Below are 17,497 nucleotides of genomic sequence, written 5' to 3'. Positions count from 1 at the left end.
CACCAATGCAGGACAAAATCCGACCCGATTACGGCTGCAAACAGGATATCCCAGCGTTTTTGAAAGAAGGCGGCCAGCTTCGTTCGGGGCGGCTGTTGGGATAAGGTCACTCGCCCACGACGCTGGCGACTTCATCGGGGCCGTTGACGTGTTCGAACGCATGGTCAGCAACGGCAAACAGGTCCGTCAGTTTGTCTGCTTTTGCGGCAGTGTCGGTCGGTTCGCCTTTATCGTCGAAATGCGCCAGCGACGAGGCTTGAAACTCGCTCATGTCGGGCTCCTAGGGTCTGTGAGTGACCCTAATAACAGACATTCATGTCAGGCTGATTGCAAAAGCGGTCACCGATGCGCGAGCCGCGTCACGGTCTCGCGGGGTAGGTGCCGGCCGAAGGTCACCCCCACCCCCGACCGCCCCGCAGCCCCCGGGGGGGGGTAACGGGTCCCTGGAAGCCCCTCTTTTCATCGCGGGCATTGCGCGAGCCCGATGCAAAACTAGCTGAACCCCATTTTAGGTGTCCGCACTCATGAAGCGTCCGCAGTCAAAAGTAGAAGGAATTTCCATTCGGGAGTTCGCGCGCCGAGACGGCTGCAGCGAAAGACTGGTTCGACGTCACGTAGATCGTGGCGCGATAACGAAGTTTCCCGATGGCAGCATCGACCCGACATTCGTGGGCACCGGCTGGCGATCATCCGCCCGCCGCCAAGGGCGCGCCGACCGGCCTGCGGACACTTCCGAGAAATTGAAACCTGTCCGCACCAAACTGTCCGCATTTGTCGCACCGATTGAAGCGACCACCTTCGCCATCGCAGCCGACGCCTGGGCCATGGATCTTGCGGTCATTCTCCTGCGCCAAGGCATTCCGAAGGAAGCCGCCCAAGGCATCTGCGCGGCTTGGCTGGCCGCTGCGCGCCAGGGAGCCGTCGACTGCCTGAAGGACGTCCCTGCGCCGCCTGGCTGTGGCTCCTGGGCTGAGCACCCGCTTTTTACTGCGCCCTGGCCCAATGCCAGCAGCGGCACCTGGGCGGACTTCGAGGCGGAGGCCGCTGTTCTTTGAGCCAGCCCACAAGCCCACCGCCGACCCCGGCAGACGAGATCGCTACGATCTTGGCGAAACTTGCTCCAGCCGACGCTGCAAAGGTCTGGAAGCACATGCCCGCCTGGATGCAGCGCCGCCAGGGCCAGCACCGGTTCGATCGCCGGGATGCTGCCTACCGTGCGGCGTCCGAGGTGCTCGATGCCATCGAGGGCGCACCGTCCCGGTTGACCTCGTCTTTCCGGGCCAAGCGGCTCGCCGCGAAACTGGGTGGCTACCGCGACAGCTGGGAATGGAAAACCTTCTCCCACTCGCCGGAGCTGCCACCGGGAAGCGACTTGCTGAAAACCGCCCTACATCGGATCTACAAGATCGGCGATGGAAGCTTTCTGAAGGCGCGCCAGATCGAGAACATTCTCGAAGGCCGCCGGAGCGGGAATTGAGAGCGCTGCGGGCCGGATTCGAGACCGGATCATAGTGCGCGGGCGAGAGGTAACTTCTCCCGCGTGCGTGTCCCCATCCACGCCGCCGCAGCCAGCGTAATATAGCCGCCCGGTTGCGCAATAAATTGAGCGATAAATTGCGCAGACATCGTGTCATACCAGTCTCATTGGAGGATTGTGATGATGCGCGTATCCGAATTGCTGGCCCTTCCCGACGATGCAGCGAATTTCTGGCTTGATGTCGAGCGCCAGGCCGTGACCGAAGCGCTGAACAAGGCGCTGGATCATCGCGCCTCTCTGCTTCTGCAGGACGAGACCGACGAAATGATTGCCGCATCTGATGCCGAAATGGATCGACTTCATCTGACGCTTGAACGGCTCGATGCCGTCGAGACCGCGCGCAGCAATTCCCCGCCCCTATCCTGACCCCCGAAAGAAATAAACGTCATGCCGGATTTAGATTTTAGCCACCTCGCGAACGCCAGCTCCGAACAGGTCACGGAGATGCGCGTCGCCGTTCTGGGAACCGCAGAAATTGACCGGATGGTCGGTCATATGCGCGCCAGCCGTGAGACCGCAGAGAGCAAGGCAACCCCGACTGTCAATCGGATGGTGGCCCACATGCGCAAATCGCGGGGGATTTAAGCATGGGCATTCTCAACCGACAGGTTAAGCCGGATCGTGCCGTCGAAACGATGACCTCCTCCGTCGACCTGCCCGCCGAGATGCGGGCTGCGATGGCCGCGGTGACGGGCACGCTAGACGCGCGCCGCGCGGTGGACGACGCCATTGCCCGAAACCTCGCTGAGCAGAGCACGGCCGCTGCCGAACTGGAGCAGGCAAGCGCTGCACTGACAGAACTCGACCTAGCTGCGGCCCTGGAGACCGATTTGGCTGTGCTCAAGACCTTGGAACCGAAGGTCGATGCCGCCCGCCGCGCGCACGACGAGGCGGCGCAGAAGGTGGCCCGTATCGCGCGCCTGAGGGTTGCTCTTGCCGAGAAGGCCCGTGAGATCGATGGCCGCCTCGCTGGAGACCGGACCCTGTTCCAGATCGAAGCCCAAGCCTACGGGCAGCAGCTCATCGCGGTTCTGGGCACCGAATTGCGCGAGGCGGCAAAGCCGCTGCTGGCGGTTTTGCTAAAGCTGCACGCGGCGACCTACGGCCTGGGCAGCGGCCGATCGATGGTCGGGTTGCTGGAGGAAGTCCGACTGCCGTCCGCGGTTTGGGGCGAGCAGCCTCTTATCGCCGGATCCCGCTCCGTCGGGGACGACGGCACTCCGATCGACTTGGCGCAGGCTTGGCAAGATGCGCCAGAGGCCGCAGCCCTGGCTGGTGCTATGCAGTCCTACGCTGAACTCCGCCGGCGCCTGGCCGCGCACCAGGATTATCGCGAGCCCACTCCTCCCCCGCGGGTTCACGAGCAGCCGACTTATCAGAGCAAGGATTCGATCGAGCGGGCTCGCAGGACTGAAATCGAAAACGAGCGCCGGCGCGCTGCAGCTGAAGCCGCCCGACCGAAGGCGCAGCCGAATTCCTGGACCGGCAATATTGGGAGCGTTGGTTGATGGGCGGCGCCACCAAGACCACTTTCGTTTTCGGGGGCATCGCCTACACCATTGCACCGGCCGGGCGTTCCCTGCGCGGCAAGTTGGAATTTGCATGATGACGCCGATCATCTTTCTAGACATCGATGGCGTGCTGACAATCCGTGAGATGCATCGCGTTTTCCGGTCAGGAAATCGCTATCCGAATCTGATCAAAGGGCAGCGCGGCTTTTCGCGGGCGGCGGTCGCCAATCTCAATCGACTGGTGTCGCGTGTTGCAGCGCAGATTGTCGTCTCAAGCAGCTGGCGAATGGACCCTAATTGCCGGCAGCGATTGCTAGAAGCCGGCATTGGTCCGGCATTCCACGATGATTGGTGCACGGACACTGACGGTCCCGACCGTGGCTCGGAGATTAGCCGATGGCTGTCACGGAATGGCTCGCCGCCCTATGTCCTGCTCGACGATTGGCCCCATGAGCTATCGACGCATGCGCACAGGCTCGTGAATACGGACTTCAGAGTGGGGCTACAGGCGCGCGACTTGGCTCGTGCGTTGGACGTGCTCAGGGCCTGAAGGCAGCGCCAATCCAGCCCAGGCGTCACGGCCAGGGTGAAGACGGTGACCGCGATGCCGATGGCGGGTGGGGTTGAGGGGGCTGAGACGACGGCGCAATCTACTGCAGGACGTCGCAAGCCCACAGATTTGTTGGTCAACTTGATCTGATACAAGAAATTTTGGAGCTTTAGCTATGTCGTTTTATTCTTGCGCCGACGTTTGGGAAATATCTCTTTCGCAGCCAGTGATTGAAGCTGGCGTCGACGAGCTGAAAGGTTACTATCTAGATTTAGTCGCACCTCATCCGGAGGGCCTTCACGCCATAGTAGTTTCCGCAATCTTTCGTCGGATGCTATCGGAACAGCAGTACGCACCTGCGTCTGAAACTGACCAAACCTTTCTAAGAGTGCCATAGATTCTTCAACAGTCATTTTAAGATCTTCAATCGAAAGCTGTTTGGTTTCGAAGACTATCTTATTCGCAATCGTTGCCACACGACGATTGAAGGGCCGCCTCGATTGCGTGCCTACCAGCATCACATCATGGACGGCACGATTGCGCTCCTCCTGCACGACTTGCATGTCACTTCCAAATTTGTTGAGCTCAGTAAGCTTCGCTTGAGGCCAGCCGCGAGCCTCCAGAAGCGCCTTGAGACATCTTATGCGAACCTGCGGTCCATTCAACTGAGTCGTTAAGCAAGCCCCGAGAGTCTGTTCGACATCCATTAGATCCCAAATTAGCTGGTCAATGCGATGCTCAAGTGCTGCCCATATACTCGCGATCCTACCAATCAGCTCATAGAATGGCGGCAAAACTTCTTCCAGAAGGCTCTTTGCGTCGTCTGGCGCAAGGTGGTGCGCTGGCTTCTTCATGGCTTTCCCAACTTTTTGCAAAGTGCCTGGCAGTCTCATCCCGGCCGTGCATTATGCGTTAGAGATGCCCGCGATCGGTGGGGGCTCGAAGGCGTGGCCGTCTTAGCGGCGGGGCTGGACGTTTACAGGATGGAGGCGGATATGGCTGACGCTGCAGCTTTGTGAGCGCGACCCTGATCCCCTGCCTACGCAAATTTTAAGTTGAAATTGACTAACTTGTTTGCCTGGCGACCCATTGCGTATGCTCTCGGGAAAAAGCTTGTTCCGATTCATTTATAAAACTTGAGAGGCTAGTTTCATCTGTAACCTCATCAATTTTTCCTTGTAGTATTCCTATTTCATGGGCCGTGAGCGTATAAGAAGAGGCGAGTTCATTGAACTTCTTGACCTGTGTCCAACCAATGATGCTTGATGCAACCACAATTACGGGTTCAATGGGCCATACATCCACTGAATTGTATACGATTCTAAATATGACGAGTCCTAGAGCTATTGCATAGGCGCAACCCGCAACAAAAAACCATCGTTTACTTGCGGACTTGTTTGCGGAAGCTTTTTTAGCATACCATTTCCGTTGTTCTGCAATCCGGTGCTTTTGATAGACGCTCTTTCTTTCTTCTAAGCTCAGACTTCTAGTGACTTCCATCGTCTGAGTAATTTGATCAGCCGCAGCTTTGTCGGGAGGTAATCGATCTCCAATATGCCGATTGCTTTCCAAAATCGCCCTGAGATAGTTTCGGAATTCTGATCTCGGAATTAAGACTGAATGCGCGTCTGCGAATGGTTCGGCACGCATGCAATAGCGCCAACAAGAAGTCTTTATCGACTCTGCTAGCGCGCGCCCTTTATACCAATCTTGTTCTGGCTTGAGCCAACTCCGGGTGATAAGAACTACAAATGATCCGAGAAAAACGAACGCATACACGCCGTAATATAAGCGCGAATCATTTAGCTCCATCGAAAAAACAGCAGCGATAAATAAAAGCAGATATTCCCCAAATATCAAGCGGAGATAGTTTACCTGAGAATTAGAGGAGAGTTTACTTGCGGTATCATACAGAGCAGGATAGTCGAACATATTTTTGTGCTCACGGAACGAGGCGTCGGATAGCCTCTACGATCGAGGCGGAGTTCCAATTAACCATTTCGTCGGCATAAGAAATGACCTGCTCTGGTGTTCTCTGAGCGCCCCAACGCCTTATGCCTAGAATTGGTTTTCCCAGCGATTTTGCATACTCCATTTCGAATTGAATCCAGTCGCTGTGGTTTATGTACATGCCAGAAACGACGACGACACATTGGACGGGCCTGATCTGGTTCCTGAGAGCATCTTTCAAAGCACTGTTGCTCATTCTAGGGTACGCACCATCGACAGGAACCGAATAATTGCTCCAACTCAGATTTGGCGCATTGTTAAGGAATTGAACTGCTCTCAGGTATCGCTCGCTATAGCCCCAGGCATGGCTAACGAAGAGACGATAGTTGTGAAGATACGGCACCGCTGGCTCCTTTCTATCCGACTCGGTTAGTCGCATAACCATTTTGGACTAAAACCCGACAGAGTCAGCTAGCCCTATTTGAGGCTAAGGCGAGGGCTGGCTCAAAAAAGCAGATTGTGGGTGAGGCTTGTGGAAGCATCTTGACGCTTCACACATAAAGCCTGAGCTTTCGCGCCTCGCACAATGCGAGTGGCTTAAGTTTTAGTTGTCTACTAGGAAAAATGTGATGGCGATCGGTACAGTTAAGTGGTTCAACGCCACGAAGGGTTTTGGTTTCATCCAGCCGCAGGACGGTGGCAAGGACGTGTTCGTGCATATCTCAGCGGTCCAGCAGGCCGGGATGCGCGGTCTCGATGAGAACCAGAAAATTAGCTACGACATCGTGAAGGACCGGGGCAAGGAATCGGCAGGCAACCTCAAGGCCATCTAGTCGCGATGGCCGCAAGGGCCGTCCTCACCGACCCTTACTTCCCCAATAGGTCCAAGGCATGCTGCAACGGATCGGCGGAAAGACGAATAGGCGGGCTCGACAATGTGATACCGCCCTCAAACGGCGCTTCCATATCCAGCATCAGCTTCAGGGCCGCCGCGACCGCGAAAGCACAGAGCGCCATGGCAATGATCGCCGTCAGATTGCGGGGCGCGAAAAGCCCGTAGCTGAGGAACAGAACAATAAGCCAAAGCAGAACCGCGCCCAGGAAGGGCGCCTGAAACGCACTCATCTCCTCCGCCACCAACAGCCAGCGGGCGGAACTGATGTCGGTTGACGCTTGCAGCGCCTGGGCCGCGAGCCAGGTCTGGCGGGCGTCGGTGGGCTTCAGCGCGATGACGCTGTCCTGTATCTGGCTCAACACATCATTCGTGGCGGCGTTTTCGACCGTTCTGTTGCGGCGCTGTTTCGCGAAAAGATCGCCCATGGTCATCGCCGCATAGGTCTTCAAATCCTGCCGGATCGGGTCGGCTGCCGGGCCGTAGCGATGCAGAATATTGTCCATCTTCACGATATCGATCGACAAGTCCGCCACATTGGCATTGCGCGCGGTGAAGGACGTGTTGGCTGTGGAGACCAAAAGCCCGATGACCAAAGCCGACATGGTGCCGACCACCGCCATGGATGCGGTGACGACCGCCTTGGTCTCCGCACTCAAATGCGCTTCCGGCAAAACGCGCGACATCAGCATGCCGATCATGGCACTGCCGAAGATGACGACCATGATGATCAGTGCGATTAAAGGCGAGTGCAGGACCATAGCCGGAAAGCTTTCTGGGATCGGGTGTCGCGCCAAACGTGGTCCAGGACATGCCCGTCGTCAACGCCGCGAAAGACAATGAATAGAGCGCGCTAGCAACGCCCGATACGCTTTACCCTCAGGCGCCACTGACTTTTGTAAGCGCCGGTCCCGGGTGTTAGACCGCCTGGGACGCGGGTGCTCCGTACAAGCTGCCCCGGTCCGCAAGTAACTTGACCTATCGGCTGGTGACCTGCCGCCAATTCGCGCTACGATAGGTGCATTAGGGAAACATGCCGCGCCGCGATCCCTATTCCTGACCCGCAAAACGGGCTTGAGCGTTCTCAGCAACGCTTAGGGAATAAAGGCATTTCTCGTGAAAATTCCCCCGCCTTTTATATCGCGCAGGCTTGTAGCAACGGTTGTATTTGTCGAAGGACAGGACGCCTTTGATAAGGGCCTGTCTTTGACAGAAAACCCTTACCGCAAAGACAATCCCCTTGCTCGCAACGCATGGGAAGATGGCTGGATCACTGCCGCGCGTGAAGCTTCGGTTAAGTAGGTTGCCAGGCGGCATGGCGTGGATCTGGGAGCCGCCTCAGCCGGTTGAAAAAGGGGTTCCTGGCCCTCCGATCACCTGCTCCAGCCGCCAATCTCGAATGGCATCGAGGACCTTTTGGGCACCGTGCTCTCTGGCCCGGGCTTCGACTTCCGCCAGCCATTCCATTCGCTTTTCGGGAGGAATGTCCTCCAAGGCACTTGCGACAGCCTCTTTGCTAAGGCTGTCCTCAGGTCGATCTGACGAATAAGCCATGATCTCTGGCCCAATTACGCGCGCGGATCAGCTAGCGTCTTCAGGAGCGGTTGGGCTCGGCTGCATCCAGCCGCTTTTCCATTGGTAGCTTGAAGGGGAATCCGCGGGATAAGGGCAAGCAGTTACGGGTTGGCCATCCTCATAGGCCTTTCGGCCTTCCGTCCGGATCTTAAGATCGGCGTCACTATCGTTGTTCATGGCCGCGACATCCTCCTGTAACAGGGGGCACGTCGGTATCCCGGTCCAAGAAATCTAATCAACTTCTGGCCAGGAATTGCTCTTCGGGTCAGCCTCTTTCTCGATCATGCCCATCTGTCCCTAGCCGCGGCAGTGCCATTGGCTACGTAAGCCGATGGCCCACCGTTTTGGGCACGGGAGGAAACCTGACAGTTAACGCCCCGTCCGCGGCGCTCCCCACGGCATTGACCGGATTTCCGCCAAAGCTGGTAGCAACCGGGGTGCTCACAGTATGGTCACGTAATTGCGATCTACCGCAATGAGCCGGGTAGCATCAGGAGGCGCCGCGGACAGGCAGCGATGTGCTGCAACGCGCCTGTGCTAGGGATGAGCCGGCGACTCATGAAGCAATCGCCGCCGCGGCAGGACCTACCTGATGTTGCATTGCAGCATTTAGCAACAAACGCTTTCGGCATGATCTTTCTGGCATAGCGGGGAAATTAAGCCGCAGATGCCTCTGTGTTACGGTCTCAACTGCAATATGGAGGCGACCGATGTCTAACCGGCGAGAGCTTTACCGCAGCCCACAGGGCGACACCTGGTATTTGGGCCGTGAACCTGCTGACGGGCGCGCATTTATCATCCACCAGCCCAATGGACCGTCAGGCGGCCAACTGTCTCACATCGAGCTTGGGGATTTTTTACGAGCGGGGGCAGGCGGCCCCGAACATCAGGCGCTGTTCCGCCTAATCGGGTCGCTGGTCGACGTCCCACCTTTTGCGGAGCCAGACTAAGGTGCCCCGAGTATGGGCGGGGCGCTTTAGCCAGGTGGTCTTACGGCGCGGTCGCTTTGAAGCTTTCGAGTGTTGAAACAGCGCCCCACCACGCCTTGAGGGGCTCAGCATCCAAGAATTCCGCCTTATGCGGCGTCAACGCCATATAGGCCATGATTGGCGCGAGATAGAGATCGGCGAGGCTGAGGCTGTCCCCCGCAAGCCAGGGCGAATCCCCTTTGATCCGCCCGATCTCACGCACGGCCAGATGGCCCTTCTCAAGCGCCGCGTGATGCGTCTCCTCGTTCTGGCCGCCGATGAAATCCGGGAACAGGTGATAGCCTACGGCGGTCAGCAGTGGCCCATAGGCATAGGAATCGATGATATTCGTCAGCATATCCATCCGCGCCGTGTCTTTGGCGGATGCCGGCACCAGGGACGGGCCGGGCAGAACCGTGTTCAGATAACGTCCGATAGCGGCCGTTTCGAGAACGCGGAACCAGTCGACCTCCACGACCGGCACCTTGCCGAAGGGGTGGATCGCCAGATGTTCAGGCTTCTTAGGCTCGCCCTTCAGCACATTGACCGGGATCTGCTCATAATCGGAGACGCCCTTTTCGGCGAGCAGCATGCGGATGGTGCGGACATAGGTGGAACCGCTGAAGCCCCAAAGTGTGATTTTGCTGGTCATTTTCGCCTCGATGGTTTGTGGGCTCTCTGACTACCGACGGTCGACGCAAACAGCCAAAGACTGCTGCTAAGGTGGCACAGTCCTATGCTTCGGCGAATTGCGTTTGCGTGAGCCTATTTGACTCTGGTGTCAGGCCAGATCGATGACCGTCCCAGAACGGCTAGCGACCGGAATAGTCCGCGCATCAGGCAGCTGCGGCCACCGCCGCGAGAGGGCGGTGTCTTACAGCAAACTTGGGGGATCTACGGTCTTGTTACCTATCTGCTACCTAGAGCTTCCCAGGTAACAAGCAGAAAATCTCGTAACTATCTGATTTCCTTGGCGGACCCGGCGCGATTCGAACGCGCGACCTTTGCCTTCGGAGGGCAACGCTCTATCCAGCTGAGCTACGGGTCCATGCCATGGGCGTGCAGCCCTCTTAGCCGGATCGGGCTGGCGTGAAAAGGGGTCAGGAGGCGGGCTGGCCCGCAATCCAGTCCCGCGCCCGTGCGTCCGCGCCGGAGGGCAGGGGGGCTGCCGGATCCCGCAGCCAATGGGCGATATCGGCCGTCACGGTCGGGCCTTCATGGTCGCGCTGCAGCAGGTGATAGCCTTTCGGGTAGAAAGCCAGGGTCACCGCGGCGTCACCGCTGGCCGCCGCCGCGCGCCAGGCCGCCGCCATGGCCGGCTTCGGCACCAGCTCGTCATGCCCGCCATACAGGAACAGCGCCGGCGCGCTGATATGCCCGGCGCCGGCCAGGGCCTGATCCATCAGGTCCACCAATCCCTTCACGGTCGCGACCCGCGTATCCGTCACCGTCAGCGGGTCACGCGACAGGCGATCCCAGGCGGTTTCGTTATCCGTCGGGACCACGCCGGTGCCGCCGCCGGTCAGGCGCATATTCGGCACCGTGCTATCCGCCAGCCAAAGCACCGAGCGGTAGAGAATATTCATCTGGCGGCGGCCCCAGACGGCGGGGGAGGAGAAAACATAGCCGTCGACCTGTGGGGCGTCGGGGCTGGCGGCCAGCGCCAGCAGCACGGCGCCACCCATGCTCTCGCCCATCAGATAGAGCTTCGCGCCCGGGTTTTGCTGCCGCACCGTCAGCGCCATGGCCCGCGCGTCGCTCAGCATCTGCGCCGTGCCGGGCCAATAGCCCCGACCCGGCGTCGCGCCGAATCCGCGCTCGTCCGGTGCGATGACGGCGATGCCCTGGGCGGCCAGCAGCGGGCCCGGCACCTCCCAGGCGTCACGGCTGTCGTCGATGCCGTGCAGAGCCAGCACGACGATCGCGGGCTTGCCCAGCGGCCACCATTCGCGAAAGGGCAAGTGCGCGCCATCGGCCATGGTGAAGACGCCGTCCGTCACCACCGGCGGCACCGGGGGCATGGCGGCCTGCCGATGCGGCGTGGCGCAGGCGGCCAGCATCACGGCGAGGCCAAGGATCAGGGCAGGGGGGATGGTTCGACGCACCCGGCATGGCTATCATCGGGCCATCCTGCGCCAAAGGGGAAAAGAGATGAGCCAGACGATGTTGAAGCCGGTCGAGGTCGAGCAGGTCCACACCCATGTGGTCAGCTGCGAGGGAACCGTTGGCCAGCTTGGCCACCCCAAGGTCTTTCTGCGCCTGCCGCAGCATCTCGGCGGCCCCGCCCAGGCGGTCTGCCCCTATTGCTCGCGCCTCTTCCTGCTGAGCGACGATGCCGTCGCCGAGGGGCATTGAGCCGCGTTCCGGGATAGAAAGACCATGAGCGATGCCGACTCAAAGCTGCATCTGATCCTGATTGACGGATCGGGCTTCATCTTCCGCGCCTATCACGCCATTCCGCCGATGAACCGGCCGGACGGTACGCAGGTCAATGCCGTTTACGGCTTCACCAATATGCTGGCGCGGCTGCTGAAGGATCATGTCGGCACGCATTTCGCGGTCATTTTCGATGCCGGGCGGCTTACCTTCCGCAACCGGCTCTATCCCGATTACAAGGCCCATCGCCCGCCCGCGCCGGATGACCTCATCCCGCAATTCGCGCTCGTGCGGCAGGCGACCGCCGCCTTCGGCGTGCCGGGCATCGAGCTGGATGACTGGGAGGCCGATGACCTTATCGCCTCCTATGCCGCCGAAGTGCGGCGCCTGGGTGGCCGCTGCACCATCGTCTCCTCCGACAAGGATCTGATGCAGCTCATCGGCGACGGCGTCGATATGTTGGACCCGATGAAGCAGAAGCCCATCGGGGCGGCGGAAGTCATGGAGAAATTCGGCGTCACGCCGGACCGCGTCATCGACGTGCAGGCGCTGATCGGCGATTCGGTCGATAACGTGCCGGGCGTGCCGGGCATCGGCCCCAAGACGGCAGCAGCGCTGATGGCCGAATACGGCTCGCTGGAAGCCATTCTGGCCGCCGCACTGGGCGACATGAAGGCCTCCAAGCGGCGCGACGCCCTGGTGGAACATGCCGAGGCCGCGCGCATTTCCCGCAAACTGGTGGAACTCTCCGCTTCCGTGCCTTTGCCGCAGCCGGTGGCCGAACTCGGCGCGCGGGACTGGGAGGCCGAAAAGCTGCTGCCCTTCCTGATGGAGCAGGGGTTCCGCTCCATCGCGACCCGCCTGGGCATGGAAGCCGGCAAGACAGCCGCGCGTCCGCAGGCGGCAGCCCCCGGCGATCGCAGCGCGCCCTTCGGCGCGCCGGCGCCGCAGCCCGAAGCCGCCACGGCGCCGGACGGCGAGGCGGCCAAGGCCGCCTTCGGTCCCTATCAGGCGGTCAGCACGCGGGAAGCGCTGACCGCCTTCCTGGCGGAAGCGACCCAAGGCGGCATCATCGCCATCGGCGTCGAGACGGACGGGGTGGAGGCTATTCGCGCCGCCCTGGTCGGCATCGCATTGGCCAGCGGCCCCGGCCGGGCGGTCTATGTGCCTTTCGGCCAGGATCTGCTGGCGGGGCCAGGGCTGGACCCGGAAGACGCCATCGCCGCGCTGCTGCCGGTGCTGGCCGACCCTGGCGTGCTGAAGGTTTTCCATAACGCGAAATTCGATCTGGCTGTGCTGGAACGCGCCGGCGTTCCGGCCGGCACGGCGCCGCTGGACGACACGATGCTGATTTCCTACGCCCAGGATGCCGGGCGGCACGGCCATTCGGTGGCCGAACTCTCTGCACTGCATCTGGGCCATACGCCCATCGGCTTCGAGGGGGCGACCGGCACCGGGCGCGGGCGCCTGACCTTCGCCGCCGTGCCGTTGGAACAGGCCACGGCCTATGCGGCGGAAGACGCCGACCTCACGCTGCGCCTGTGGCACGCGCTCAGGCCCGGCCTGCGGCAGACGAAATCGCTGTCGCTTTATGAGCTGATGGAACGGCGGCTGGTGCCTATTCTGCTCGCCATGGAGCAGGAGGGCGTCTCGGTCGATGCCAATGAACTGCGCCGCCTCTCGGCCGATTTCGCCGAGCGCATGGCGACGCAGGAAGTGGAAATCCACAAGCTGGCCGGGCGGCCCTTCAATCTCGGCAGCCCCAAGCAGCTGGGCGAAATCCTGTTCGATGAAATGAAGCTGCCCGGTGGCAAGCGCAGCAAGACCGGCGCCTGGGGCACCGATGCCTCCGTCTTGCAGGACTTGGCGGAGCAGGGTCACGCTCTGCCCGAACGCCTGTTGCAGTGGCGGCAATTGGCCAAGCTGAAATCGACCTATACCGATGCGCTGGTCGAGGAGATCGATCCGGTAACCAGGCGCGTGCATACGCGCTTCGCTATGGCTGCCACCACCACGGGCCGGCTGTCCTCCACCGAACCCAACTTGCAGAATATCCCCATCCGCACGGAGGAGGGCGGGCGCATCCGCCGCGCCTTCGTGTCCGAGCCCGGGCATCTGCTGGTCAGCGCCGACTATTCGCAGATCGAGCTGCGCCTGCTGGCCCATGTCGCCGATCTGCCGGTGCTGCGCGAAAGCTTCCGCAATGGCGAGGATATTCACGCCCGTACGGCGTCGGAGGTTTTCGGCGTGCCGATGGCGGGGATGGACCCGCTGACCCGCCGCCGCGCCAAAGCCATCAATTTCGGCATCATCTACGGCATCAGCGCCTTCGGCCTGGCGCGCCAGTTGCAGATCGAGCCGGGCCAGGCCAAGCGCTATATCGAGGCCTATTTCGAGCGCTATCCCGGCATCCGCGACTATATGGAAAGCACCAAGGAGGAGGCGCGGGCGAATGGTTTCGTGCTGACGCCCTTCGGCCGCCGCTGCTGGATTCCGGGCATTGCCGACAAAAACGGCGCGCGCCGGGCCTATGCCGAGCGTCAGGCCATCAATGCGCCCTTGCAGGGGGGCGGGGCCGATATCATCAAGCGCGCCATGGTCAAGCTGCCGGCGGCGCTGCGCGATGCCGGGCTTGCGGCACGCATGCTGCTACAGGTTCACGATGAGTTGATGTTTGAAACGCCGGAATCCGAGGCTCAGGCAACGGCCGCCGTCATCCAGGACGTGATGCAGAACGCGGCGGAACTGAGCGTGCCCTTGGTGGTGGAAACCGGTATCGGCGCAAGCTGGGCCGAGGCGCACTAATCTCAAACCGCTTTTCGTTGCCTCGTAAAAATGAAATGGACTCGTCGGGCGATTTTGCCCGACGAATTCCCGCAAGCGGACTCAGGCTCATGTTGCAGCGCAGCATCAGTCAAGACATAGCGTGTCACAAAAACTTGTCTGGCAATTAGCATCTAGACCCAAATAGGGCTTTCGTTGTTCTGATTTTTTAAAAAATACGGGTTTGTGATTGTGCGTTGCGCCATTGAGTCGTTACATAAAATTTAGCGGGTCAGTTAAGCGGGCAGCCGGATGGCGATGGCTAAAGTAGCGAATTGTGTGTGGTGTGAGACGGTGGTGCGGGCCGATGCGAAGGTCTGCCCGGAATGCGGGTTGGAAAGCCCCGTTCTGAAGGTCGAAACCGTTTCTCAGCCGGCGCGCAACCGCCGTATCGGCGGACGTGGCATCGCACTGGCCGTGCTCGTGGTTCCTCTGATGCTGTCTGCCGCCTATGCCGCGCGCCTGAACACGGGCACCGGCAGCAAGGCGGCGGCCGATGCCCTGTCTATGTCGGCACCGGCGACAGTCACCGACCCGCTACAGCGCGCCGTGTGGACGGATGGCGTCAAGTCGGTTCAGACCGCGCTGAACAATCCGAATTTCGATCAGTTCTCCGGCAGCTTCGTGCATGCCAGCGCCGGCCGCGTGGTGGCCTTCTGCGGCTCCCTGCCCAGCAGCAACCTGGGCCAGCAGCGCTTCGTCTCCATCTTCGGCCAGCGCTACTCCACCGTGCTGGAAGGCAATGACGGGTCGTTCGACGTGCTGTGGAACCGCGTCTGCGGCAGCACGTCCCAGCAGGCCTGACCGTCCGCGCGGCGATCACCGCTCTGTCATGATCGGCCTTCGACGGCGTTTCCCCTTAGGAAGTCTTTCGCTTCGCCAGTACGCGGACAACCGGCAATTGGCCAGGGCCGATGTGTTTTGAGGGCTTTGTCCGAAAATCGCCGAGGTCGGCATAAAAGCGCGCGCTGCAAGACACACAGCATTGCCATTGCATTGAACGGCCGCAGCGACCCTAGAAAACGTGATGATCCATCTCGACTCAGAAACGTTGCGCCTTCATTTTAGTATGGTATTAGTTTTTATGACCTAGTTCTAAGGGTCTGACTTCAGCTGCGGCGACGCCATTGGCTGGGTAAGTCGTCGGCCGTTTTACGGCGCAGGCAGACATCGTGACGGACATTAACCTGTTTGTCTTCCTGTCCGCAGCCACTCGCCGGTGGGCAAGATGCCTTTGCCATCAGGGACCGGAGCGCGGCAAAAGCGTCATCATTAAATAACGTCAATCTTCCGTGCTGAAGATTAAAACGGTCGTCCGTTGCAATGGGACGAACGATGAGCCAGGTCACTTCCAAGTTAAAGACGGGCAAAACCGTCCAAGATTATATCGATGAAATTCCCGTCTGGCCTGACGGCACCCAGCTGACCAAGCTGCCGCTGACCGGCATGCAGTGGCGAATCTGGAGTCTGGCAGTCGCCGGCAAGTTCTTTGAAGGCCTCGTCGTCTTCATGACGGGCGTGGCGCTGCCGCTGCTCGACAAGACCTTCCATCTCGGCGCCTATCAGAACAGCATCGTCACGGCCGCCACCCTCTTCGGCATCCTCATCGGCGCCACGCTGCTCGGCGGCATGGCCGATATTTTCGGCCGCAAGACCATGTTCATCGCCGAGATGATCCTCTTCGTCGTCTTTCTGGTGGCCATGACGCTGTCGCAAAGCTTCGCGATGCTGGCGGTCTGCCTCTTCGGCATCGGTCTGGCGCTTGGCTGCGACTATCCGACCGCGCATATGGTGATCTCCGAAGCGGTGCCCAGCCGTGGCCGTGGCGGCCTGGTTCTGGGCGCCTTCGCCTTCCAGGCCATTGGCGCCATGTGCGGCGCCGGCCTCGGCATTTTGATCCTCTCCGTCTATCCGCAGCTGGATGCCTGGCGCTGGATGTTCGCCGCCGCGATCATTCCGGCCATCATCGTCGTCACCGGCCGCTTCTTCGTCTGCGACAGCGCCCATTGGCTGGTGTCGCGCGGACGCCTGAAGGAAGCCGAGGCTGAGACCCACAAGCTGCTGAAGCGCGAACCGCAATATCCGAAGGTCGTCGCGCTGCAAGACCCGCATGTCTCCGAACATAGCGGCGTCCGGGAAGAGCCGAAGCGCCATGTCGGCGTCCTGTTCAACAAGGAAAACCGCCGCGCGACCTATCTCGCGTCCATCCCCTGGTTCCTGCAGGATCTCAGCACCTACGGCATCGGTATCTTCACGCCGGTCATCCTGGCCGCCACCCTCGGCACCGTGGCTGCGACGAGCGATACGAGTGGCATCGTCAACAAGGTGCTGATGTCCGCCAAGGGCACCCTGATGCTGGACGTGCTGCTGGTGGTGGGTATTCTGGCCGCGGTTCTGCTGGTGGAGCGCGCCGGTCGCATCCAGCTTCAGATCGTCGGCTTCATCGGCTGCGCCGCCGGTCTGGCGCTGGCCGCTCTGTCCCTGATCGGTGGCGGGCATGACATGCCGCTGCTCTTCCTGGGCTTCATGCTCTTCAACTTCATGACCAACATGGGCCCGAACGCGCAGACCTATCTGCTGGCGGGTGAAGTCTTCCCGACCGCCATTCGCGGCTATGGCGCGGGTTTCGCCGCGTCCTTCGCCAAGATCGGCGCGGTCGCGACCGCCTTCCTGTTCCCCATCCTGCTGAAGTCGATCGGGACGCAGGCCCTGCTCATCGGGCTGATCGTCGCCTCTCTGCTCGGCGCGGTCGCGACCTGGGCCTTCCGGATCGAGACGCGCGGCGTGCTGAAGGATAAGCCGACCTCCGACGTTCCGCTGACCTGATTTCAGCGAGGCTGAACCGAAAACCCCCGCGCTGGTCGCGGGGGTTTTTGTTTTTGGGGAAGGCCGGTCAGCCCAGCGCTTTGCTCAGCACCACGCGCGGCGACACGTCAAAACCCAGATGCTCGTAGAAGGCCACCACCTTGGTATTGGTGTCCCGCACCAGAAGCTGCACCTTCCAGACGCCAAGCCTGCGCAGCCAGTCCTCGGCGGCGGCTACCATCTGCCGGCCCGCGCCGCTGCCCTGATGATCGGGCGAGACCGCGACGTAATAGAGCCAGCCGCGATGGCCGTCATGCCCCACCATGACGCTGCCGGCGATCTGCCCCTCCGCATCCGTGCCGACCAGAACCGTTGAGGTCTCACCAGCCAAAGCGAAGCGGAAATCGGCGCCAGGATCATTATAGCTCACCACCAGACCGCAGGCGCGCCATAGATCGGCCAGGGCCTGTTCCTCCTCGGGCAAAGCAGGTCGGATGGTCAGGGTCATGG

Annotated in this window: 21 protein-coding genes and 1 tRNA gene; 12 read left to right on the top strand and 10 right to left on the bottom strand. The window is 60.7% G+C overall.

Going from position 1 to position 17,497, the window contains the following annotated elements:
• Nucleotides 1–106 precede the first annotated feature (106 nt).
• Nucleotides 107–271, bottom strand: coding sequence for a hypothetical protein (locus ASILVAE211_RS20590; protein ID WP_227323246.1), 165 nt, complete (start codon nt 269–271; stop codon nt 107–109).
• Nucleotides 272–524: 253 nt separating this feature from the next.
• On the opposite strand from ASILVAE211_RS20590, the gene ASILVAE211_RS20585 reads away from it, so the two are divergent.
• The 6 genes from ASILVAE211_RS20585 to ASILVAE211_RS20560 all read left to right on the top strand — a co-directional run bounded on the left by ASILVAE211_RS20585 (nt 525) and on the right by ASILVAE211_RS20560 (nt 3,598).
• Nucleotides 525–1,055, top strand: coding sequence for a hypothetical protein (locus ASILVAE211_RS20585; protein WP_227323245.1), 531 nt, complete (start codon nt 525–527; stop codon nt 1,053–1,055).
• The gene (locus ASILVAE211_RS20580; RefSeq protein WP_227323244.1) at nt 1,052–1,477 is read left to right on the top strand and encodes a hypothetical protein; all 426 of its coding nucleotides are present in this window, start codon (nt 1,052–1,054) and stop codon (nt 1,475–1,477) included. The genes ASILVAE211_RS20585 and ASILVAE211_RS20580 overlap by 4 nt, the downstream gene beginning before the upstream one ends.
• 180 nt (nt 1,478–1,657) lie before the next feature.
• The gene (locus ASILVAE211_RS20575) at nt 1,658–1,903 is read left to right on the top strand and encodes a hypothetical protein (RefSeq protein ID WP_227323243.1); all 246 of its coding nucleotides are present in this window, start codon (nt 1,658–1,660) and stop codon (nt 1,901–1,903) included.
• A gap of 21 nt (nt 1,904–1,924) precedes the next feature.
• Nucleotides 1,925–2,122 carry a hypothetical protein gene (locus ASILVAE211_RS20570; protein ID WP_227323242.1) on the top strand — a complete coding sequence of 66 codons (198 nt, stop codon included), beginning with the start codon at nt 1,925–1,927 and terminating at the stop codon, nt 2,120–2,122.
• A gap of 2 nt (nt 2,123–2,124) precedes the next feature.
• The gene (locus ASILVAE211_RS20565; protein ID WP_227323241.1) at nt 2,125–3,045 is read left to right on the top strand and encodes a hypothetical protein; all 921 of its coding nucleotides are present in this window, start codon (nt 2,125–2,127) and stop codon (nt 3,043–3,045) included.
• Nucleotides 3,046–3,139: 94 nt separating this feature from the next.
• Complete coding sequence (locus tag ASILVAE211_RS20560) at nt 3,140–3,598, top strand: HAD domain-containing protein (protein ID WP_227323240.1); 459 nt, start codon at nt 3,140–3,142, stop codon at nt 3,596–3,598.
• A 173-nt stretch (nt 3,599–3,771) separates the two neighbouring features.
• Here ASILVAE211_RS20560 and ASILVAE211_RS20555 read toward each other — a convergent pair whose 3' ends face one another.
• From ASILVAE211_RS20555 to ASILVAE211_RS26515, 3 genes are all read right to left on the bottom strand, one after another.
• Nucleotides 3,772–4,452: a hypothetical protein gene (locus tag ASILVAE211_RS20555; RefSeq protein ID WP_227323239.1), complete on the bottom strand. Its 681-nt coding sequence runs from the start codon at nt 4,450–4,452 to the stop codon at nt 3,772–3,774.
• Between the two features lie 211 nt (nt 4,453–4,663).
• Nucleotides 4,664–5,530, bottom strand: a complete 867-nt coding sequence (locus ASILVAE211_RS20550; RefSeq protein ID WP_227323238.1) for a DUF4231 domain-containing protein — start codon at nt 5,528–5,530, stop codon at nt 4,664–4,666.
• 10 nt (nt 5,531–5,540) lie between these two features.
• Nucleotides 5,541–5,987, bottom strand: coding sequence for a TIR domain-containing protein (locus tag ASILVAE211_RS26515; RefSeq protein WP_227323312.1), 447 nt, complete (start codon nt 5,985–5,987; stop codon nt 5,541–5,543).
• 190 nt (nt 5,988–6,177) lie between these two features.
• Between ASILVAE211_RS26515 and ASILVAE211_RS20540 the strand changes: the two genes are divergently transcribed.
• The gene (locus tag ASILVAE211_RS20540) at nt 6,178–6,381 is read left to right on the top strand and encodes a cold-shock protein (protein WP_227323237.1); all 204 of its coding nucleotides are present in this window, start codon (nt 6,178–6,180) and stop codon (nt 6,379–6,381) included.
• Between the two features lie 34 nt (nt 6,382–6,415).
• On the opposite strand, the gene ASILVAE211_RS20535 is transcribed toward ASILVAE211_RS20540, so the two are convergent.
• Complete coding sequence (locus ASILVAE211_RS20535; protein WP_227323236.1) at nt 6,416–7,201, bottom strand: bestrophin-like domain; 786 nt, start codon at nt 7,199–7,201, stop codon at nt 6,416–6,418.
• Between the two features lie 355 nt (nt 7,202–7,556).
• Here ASILVAE211_RS20535 and ASILVAE211_RS20530 point away from each other — a divergent pair, with 355 nt between their 5' ends.
• Nucleotides 7,557–7,742 (top strand): hypothetical protein, encoded by a 186-nt coding sequence (locus ASILVAE211_RS20530; RefSeq protein ID WP_227323235.1) that lies wholly within the window; start codon nt 7,557–7,559, stop codon nt 7,740–7,742.
• A 279-nt stretch (nt 7,743–8,021) separates the two neighbouring features.
• Here the strand turns inward: ASILVAE211_RS20530 and ASILVAE211_RS26510 are convergent, their stop codons facing one another.
• From ASILVAE211_RS26510 to ASILVAE211_RS20515, 4 genes are all read right to left on the bottom strand, one after another.
• Nucleotides 8,022–8,192 (bottom strand): Rmf/CrpP family protein, encoded by a 171-nt coding sequence (locus tag ASILVAE211_RS26510; protein WP_406566083.1) that lies wholly within the window; start codon nt 8,190–8,192, stop codon nt 8,022–8,024.
• An 813-nt stretch (nt 8,193–9,005) separates the two neighbouring features.
• Nucleotides 9,006–9,635, bottom strand: coding sequence for a glutathione S-transferase family protein (locus ASILVAE211_RS20525; RefSeq protein ID WP_227323234.1), 630 nt, complete (start codon nt 9,633–9,635; stop codon nt 9,006–9,008).
• A 319-nt stretch (nt 9,636–9,954) separates the two neighbouring features.
• Nucleotides 9,955–10,031: transfer RNA gene (locus ASILVAE211_RS20520), tRNA-Arg, on the bottom strand.
• Between the two features lie 52 nt (nt 10,032–10,083).
• Nucleotides 10,084–11,088, bottom strand: a complete 1,005-nt coding sequence (locus ASILVAE211_RS20515) for an alpha/beta fold hydrolase (protein WP_227323233.1) — start codon at nt 11,086–11,088, stop codon at nt 10,084–10,086.
• A gap of 46 nt (nt 11,089–11,134) precedes the next feature.
• Here ASILVAE211_RS20515 and ASILVAE211_RS20510 point away from each other — a divergent pair, with 46 nt between their 5' ends.
• The 4 genes from ASILVAE211_RS20510 to ASILVAE211_RS20495 all read left to right on the top strand — a co-directional run bounded on the left by ASILVAE211_RS20510 (nt 11,135) and on the right by ASILVAE211_RS20495 (nt 17,008).
• Nucleotides 11,135–11,338: a zinc-finger domain-containing protein gene (locus ASILVAE211_RS20510; protein WP_227323232.1), complete on the top strand. Its 204-nt coding sequence runs from the start codon at nt 11,135–11,137 to the stop codon at nt 11,336–11,338.
• A 24-nt stretch (nt 11,339–11,362) separates the two neighbouring features.
• Nucleotides 11,363–14,164 (top strand): DNA polymerase I, encoded by a 2,802-nt coding sequence (gene polA / locus ASILVAE211_RS20505; RefSeq protein WP_227323231.1) that lies wholly within the window; start codon nt 11,363–11,365, stop codon nt 14,162–14,164.
• Between the two features lie 276 nt (nt 14,165–14,440).
• On the top strand, nt 14,441–14,986 hold the full coding sequence (locus ASILVAE211_RS20500; RefSeq protein WP_227323230.1) for a hypothetical protein: 546 nt from the start codon (nt 14,441–14,443) through the stop codon (nt 14,984–14,986).
• A 531-nt stretch (nt 14,987–15,517) separates the two neighbouring features.
• Complete coding sequence (locus tag ASILVAE211_RS20495) at nt 15,518–17,008, top strand: MFS transporter (RefSeq protein WP_227323229.1); 1,491 nt, start codon at nt 15,518–15,520, stop codon at nt 17,006–17,008.
• Nucleotides 17,009–17,075: 67 nt separating this feature from the next.
• On the opposite strand, the gene ASILVAE211_RS20490 is transcribed toward ASILVAE211_RS20495, so the two are convergent.
• A complete protein-coding gene (locus ASILVAE211_RS20490) occupies nt 17,076–17,495 on the bottom strand; it encodes a GNAT family acetyltransferase (protein ID WP_227323228.1) in 420 nt (139 codons plus the stop codon).
• Between the last annotated feature and the right edge of the window lie 2 nt (nt 17,496–17,497).

The organism is Acidisoma silvae (genome assembly GCF_020618775.1).
In the GTDB taxonomy this organism is placed as follows: domain Bacteria; phylum Pseudomonadota; class Alphaproteobacteria; order Acetobacterales; family Acetobacteraceae; genus Acidisoma; species Acidisoma silvae.
This window is presented reverse-complemented; position numbering and strand designations above follow the sequence as displayed.

Coding starts and splice junctions, on each gene's coding strand:
- ASILVAE211_RS20590 (WP_227323246.1), bottom strand. CDS start 271: ATGAGCGAGTTTCAAGCCTCGTCGCTGGCGCATTTCGACGATAAAGGC.
- ASILVAE211_RS20585 (WP_227323245.1), top strand. CDS start 525: ATGAAGCGTCCGCAGTCAAAAGTAGAAGGAATTTCCATTCGGGAGTTC.
- ASILVAE211_RS20575 (WP_227323243.1), top strand. CDS start 1,658: ATGATGCGCGTATCCGAATTGCTGGCCCTTCCCGACGATGCAGCGAAT.
- ASILVAE211_RS20570 (WP_227323242.1), top strand. CDS start 1,925: ATGCCGGATTTAGATTTTAGCCACCTCGCGAACGCCAGCTCCGAACAG.
- ASILVAE211_RS20565 (WP_227323241.1), top strand. CDS start 2,125: ATGGGCATTCTCAACCGACAGGTTAAGCCGGATCGTGCCGTCGAAACG.
- ASILVAE211_RS20560 (WP_227323240.1), top strand. CDS start 3,140: ATGATGACGCCGATCATCTTTCTAGACATCGATGGCGTGCTGACAATC.
- ASILVAE211_RS20555 (WP_227323239.1), bottom strand. CDS start 4,452: ATGAAGAAGCCAGCGCACCACCTTGCGCCAGACGACGCAAAGAGCCTT.
- ASILVAE211_RS20550 (WP_227323238.1), bottom strand. CDS start 5,530: ATGTTCGACTATCCTGCTCTGTATGATACCGCAAGTAAACTCTCCTCT.
- ASILVAE211_RS26515 (WP_227323312.1), bottom strand. CDS start 5,987: ATGCGACTAACCGAGTCGGATAGAAAGGAGCCAGCGGTGCCGTATCTT.
- ASILVAE211_RS20540 (WP_227323237.1), top strand. CDS start 6,178: ATGGCGATCGGTACAGTTAAGTGGTTCAACGCCACGAAGGGTTTTGGT.
- ASILVAE211_RS20535 (WP_227323236.1), bottom strand. CDS start 7,201: ATGGTCCTGCACTCGCCTTTAATCGCACTGATCATCATGGTCGTCATC.
- ASILVAE211_RS26510 (WP_406566083.1), bottom strand. CDS start 8,192: ATGAACAACGATAGTGACGCCGATCTTAAGATCCGGACGGAAGGCCGA.
- ASILVAE211_RS20525 (WP_227323234.1), bottom strand. CDS start 9,635: ATGACCAGCAAAATCACACTTTGGGGCTTCAGCGGTTCCACCTATGTC.
- ASILVAE211_RS20510 (WP_227323232.1), top strand. CDS start 11,135: ATGAGCCAGACGATGTTGAAGCCGGTCGAGGTCGAGCAGGTCCACACC.
- polA (WP_227323231.1), top strand. CDS start 11,363: ATGAGCGATGCCGACTCAAAGCTGCATCTGATCCTGATTGACGGATCG.
- ASILVAE211_RS20500 (WP_227323230.1), top strand. CDS start 14,441: ATGGCTAAAGTAGCGAATTGTGTGTGGTGTGAGACGGTGGTGCGGGCC.
- ASILVAE211_RS20495 (WP_227323229.1), top strand. CDS start 15,518: ATGAGCCAGGTCACTTCCAAGTTAAAGACGGGCAAAACCGTCCAAGAT.
- ASILVAE211_RS20490 (WP_227323228.1), bottom strand. CDS start 17,495: ATGACCCTGACCATCCGACCTGCTTTGCCCGAGGAGGAACAGGCCCTG.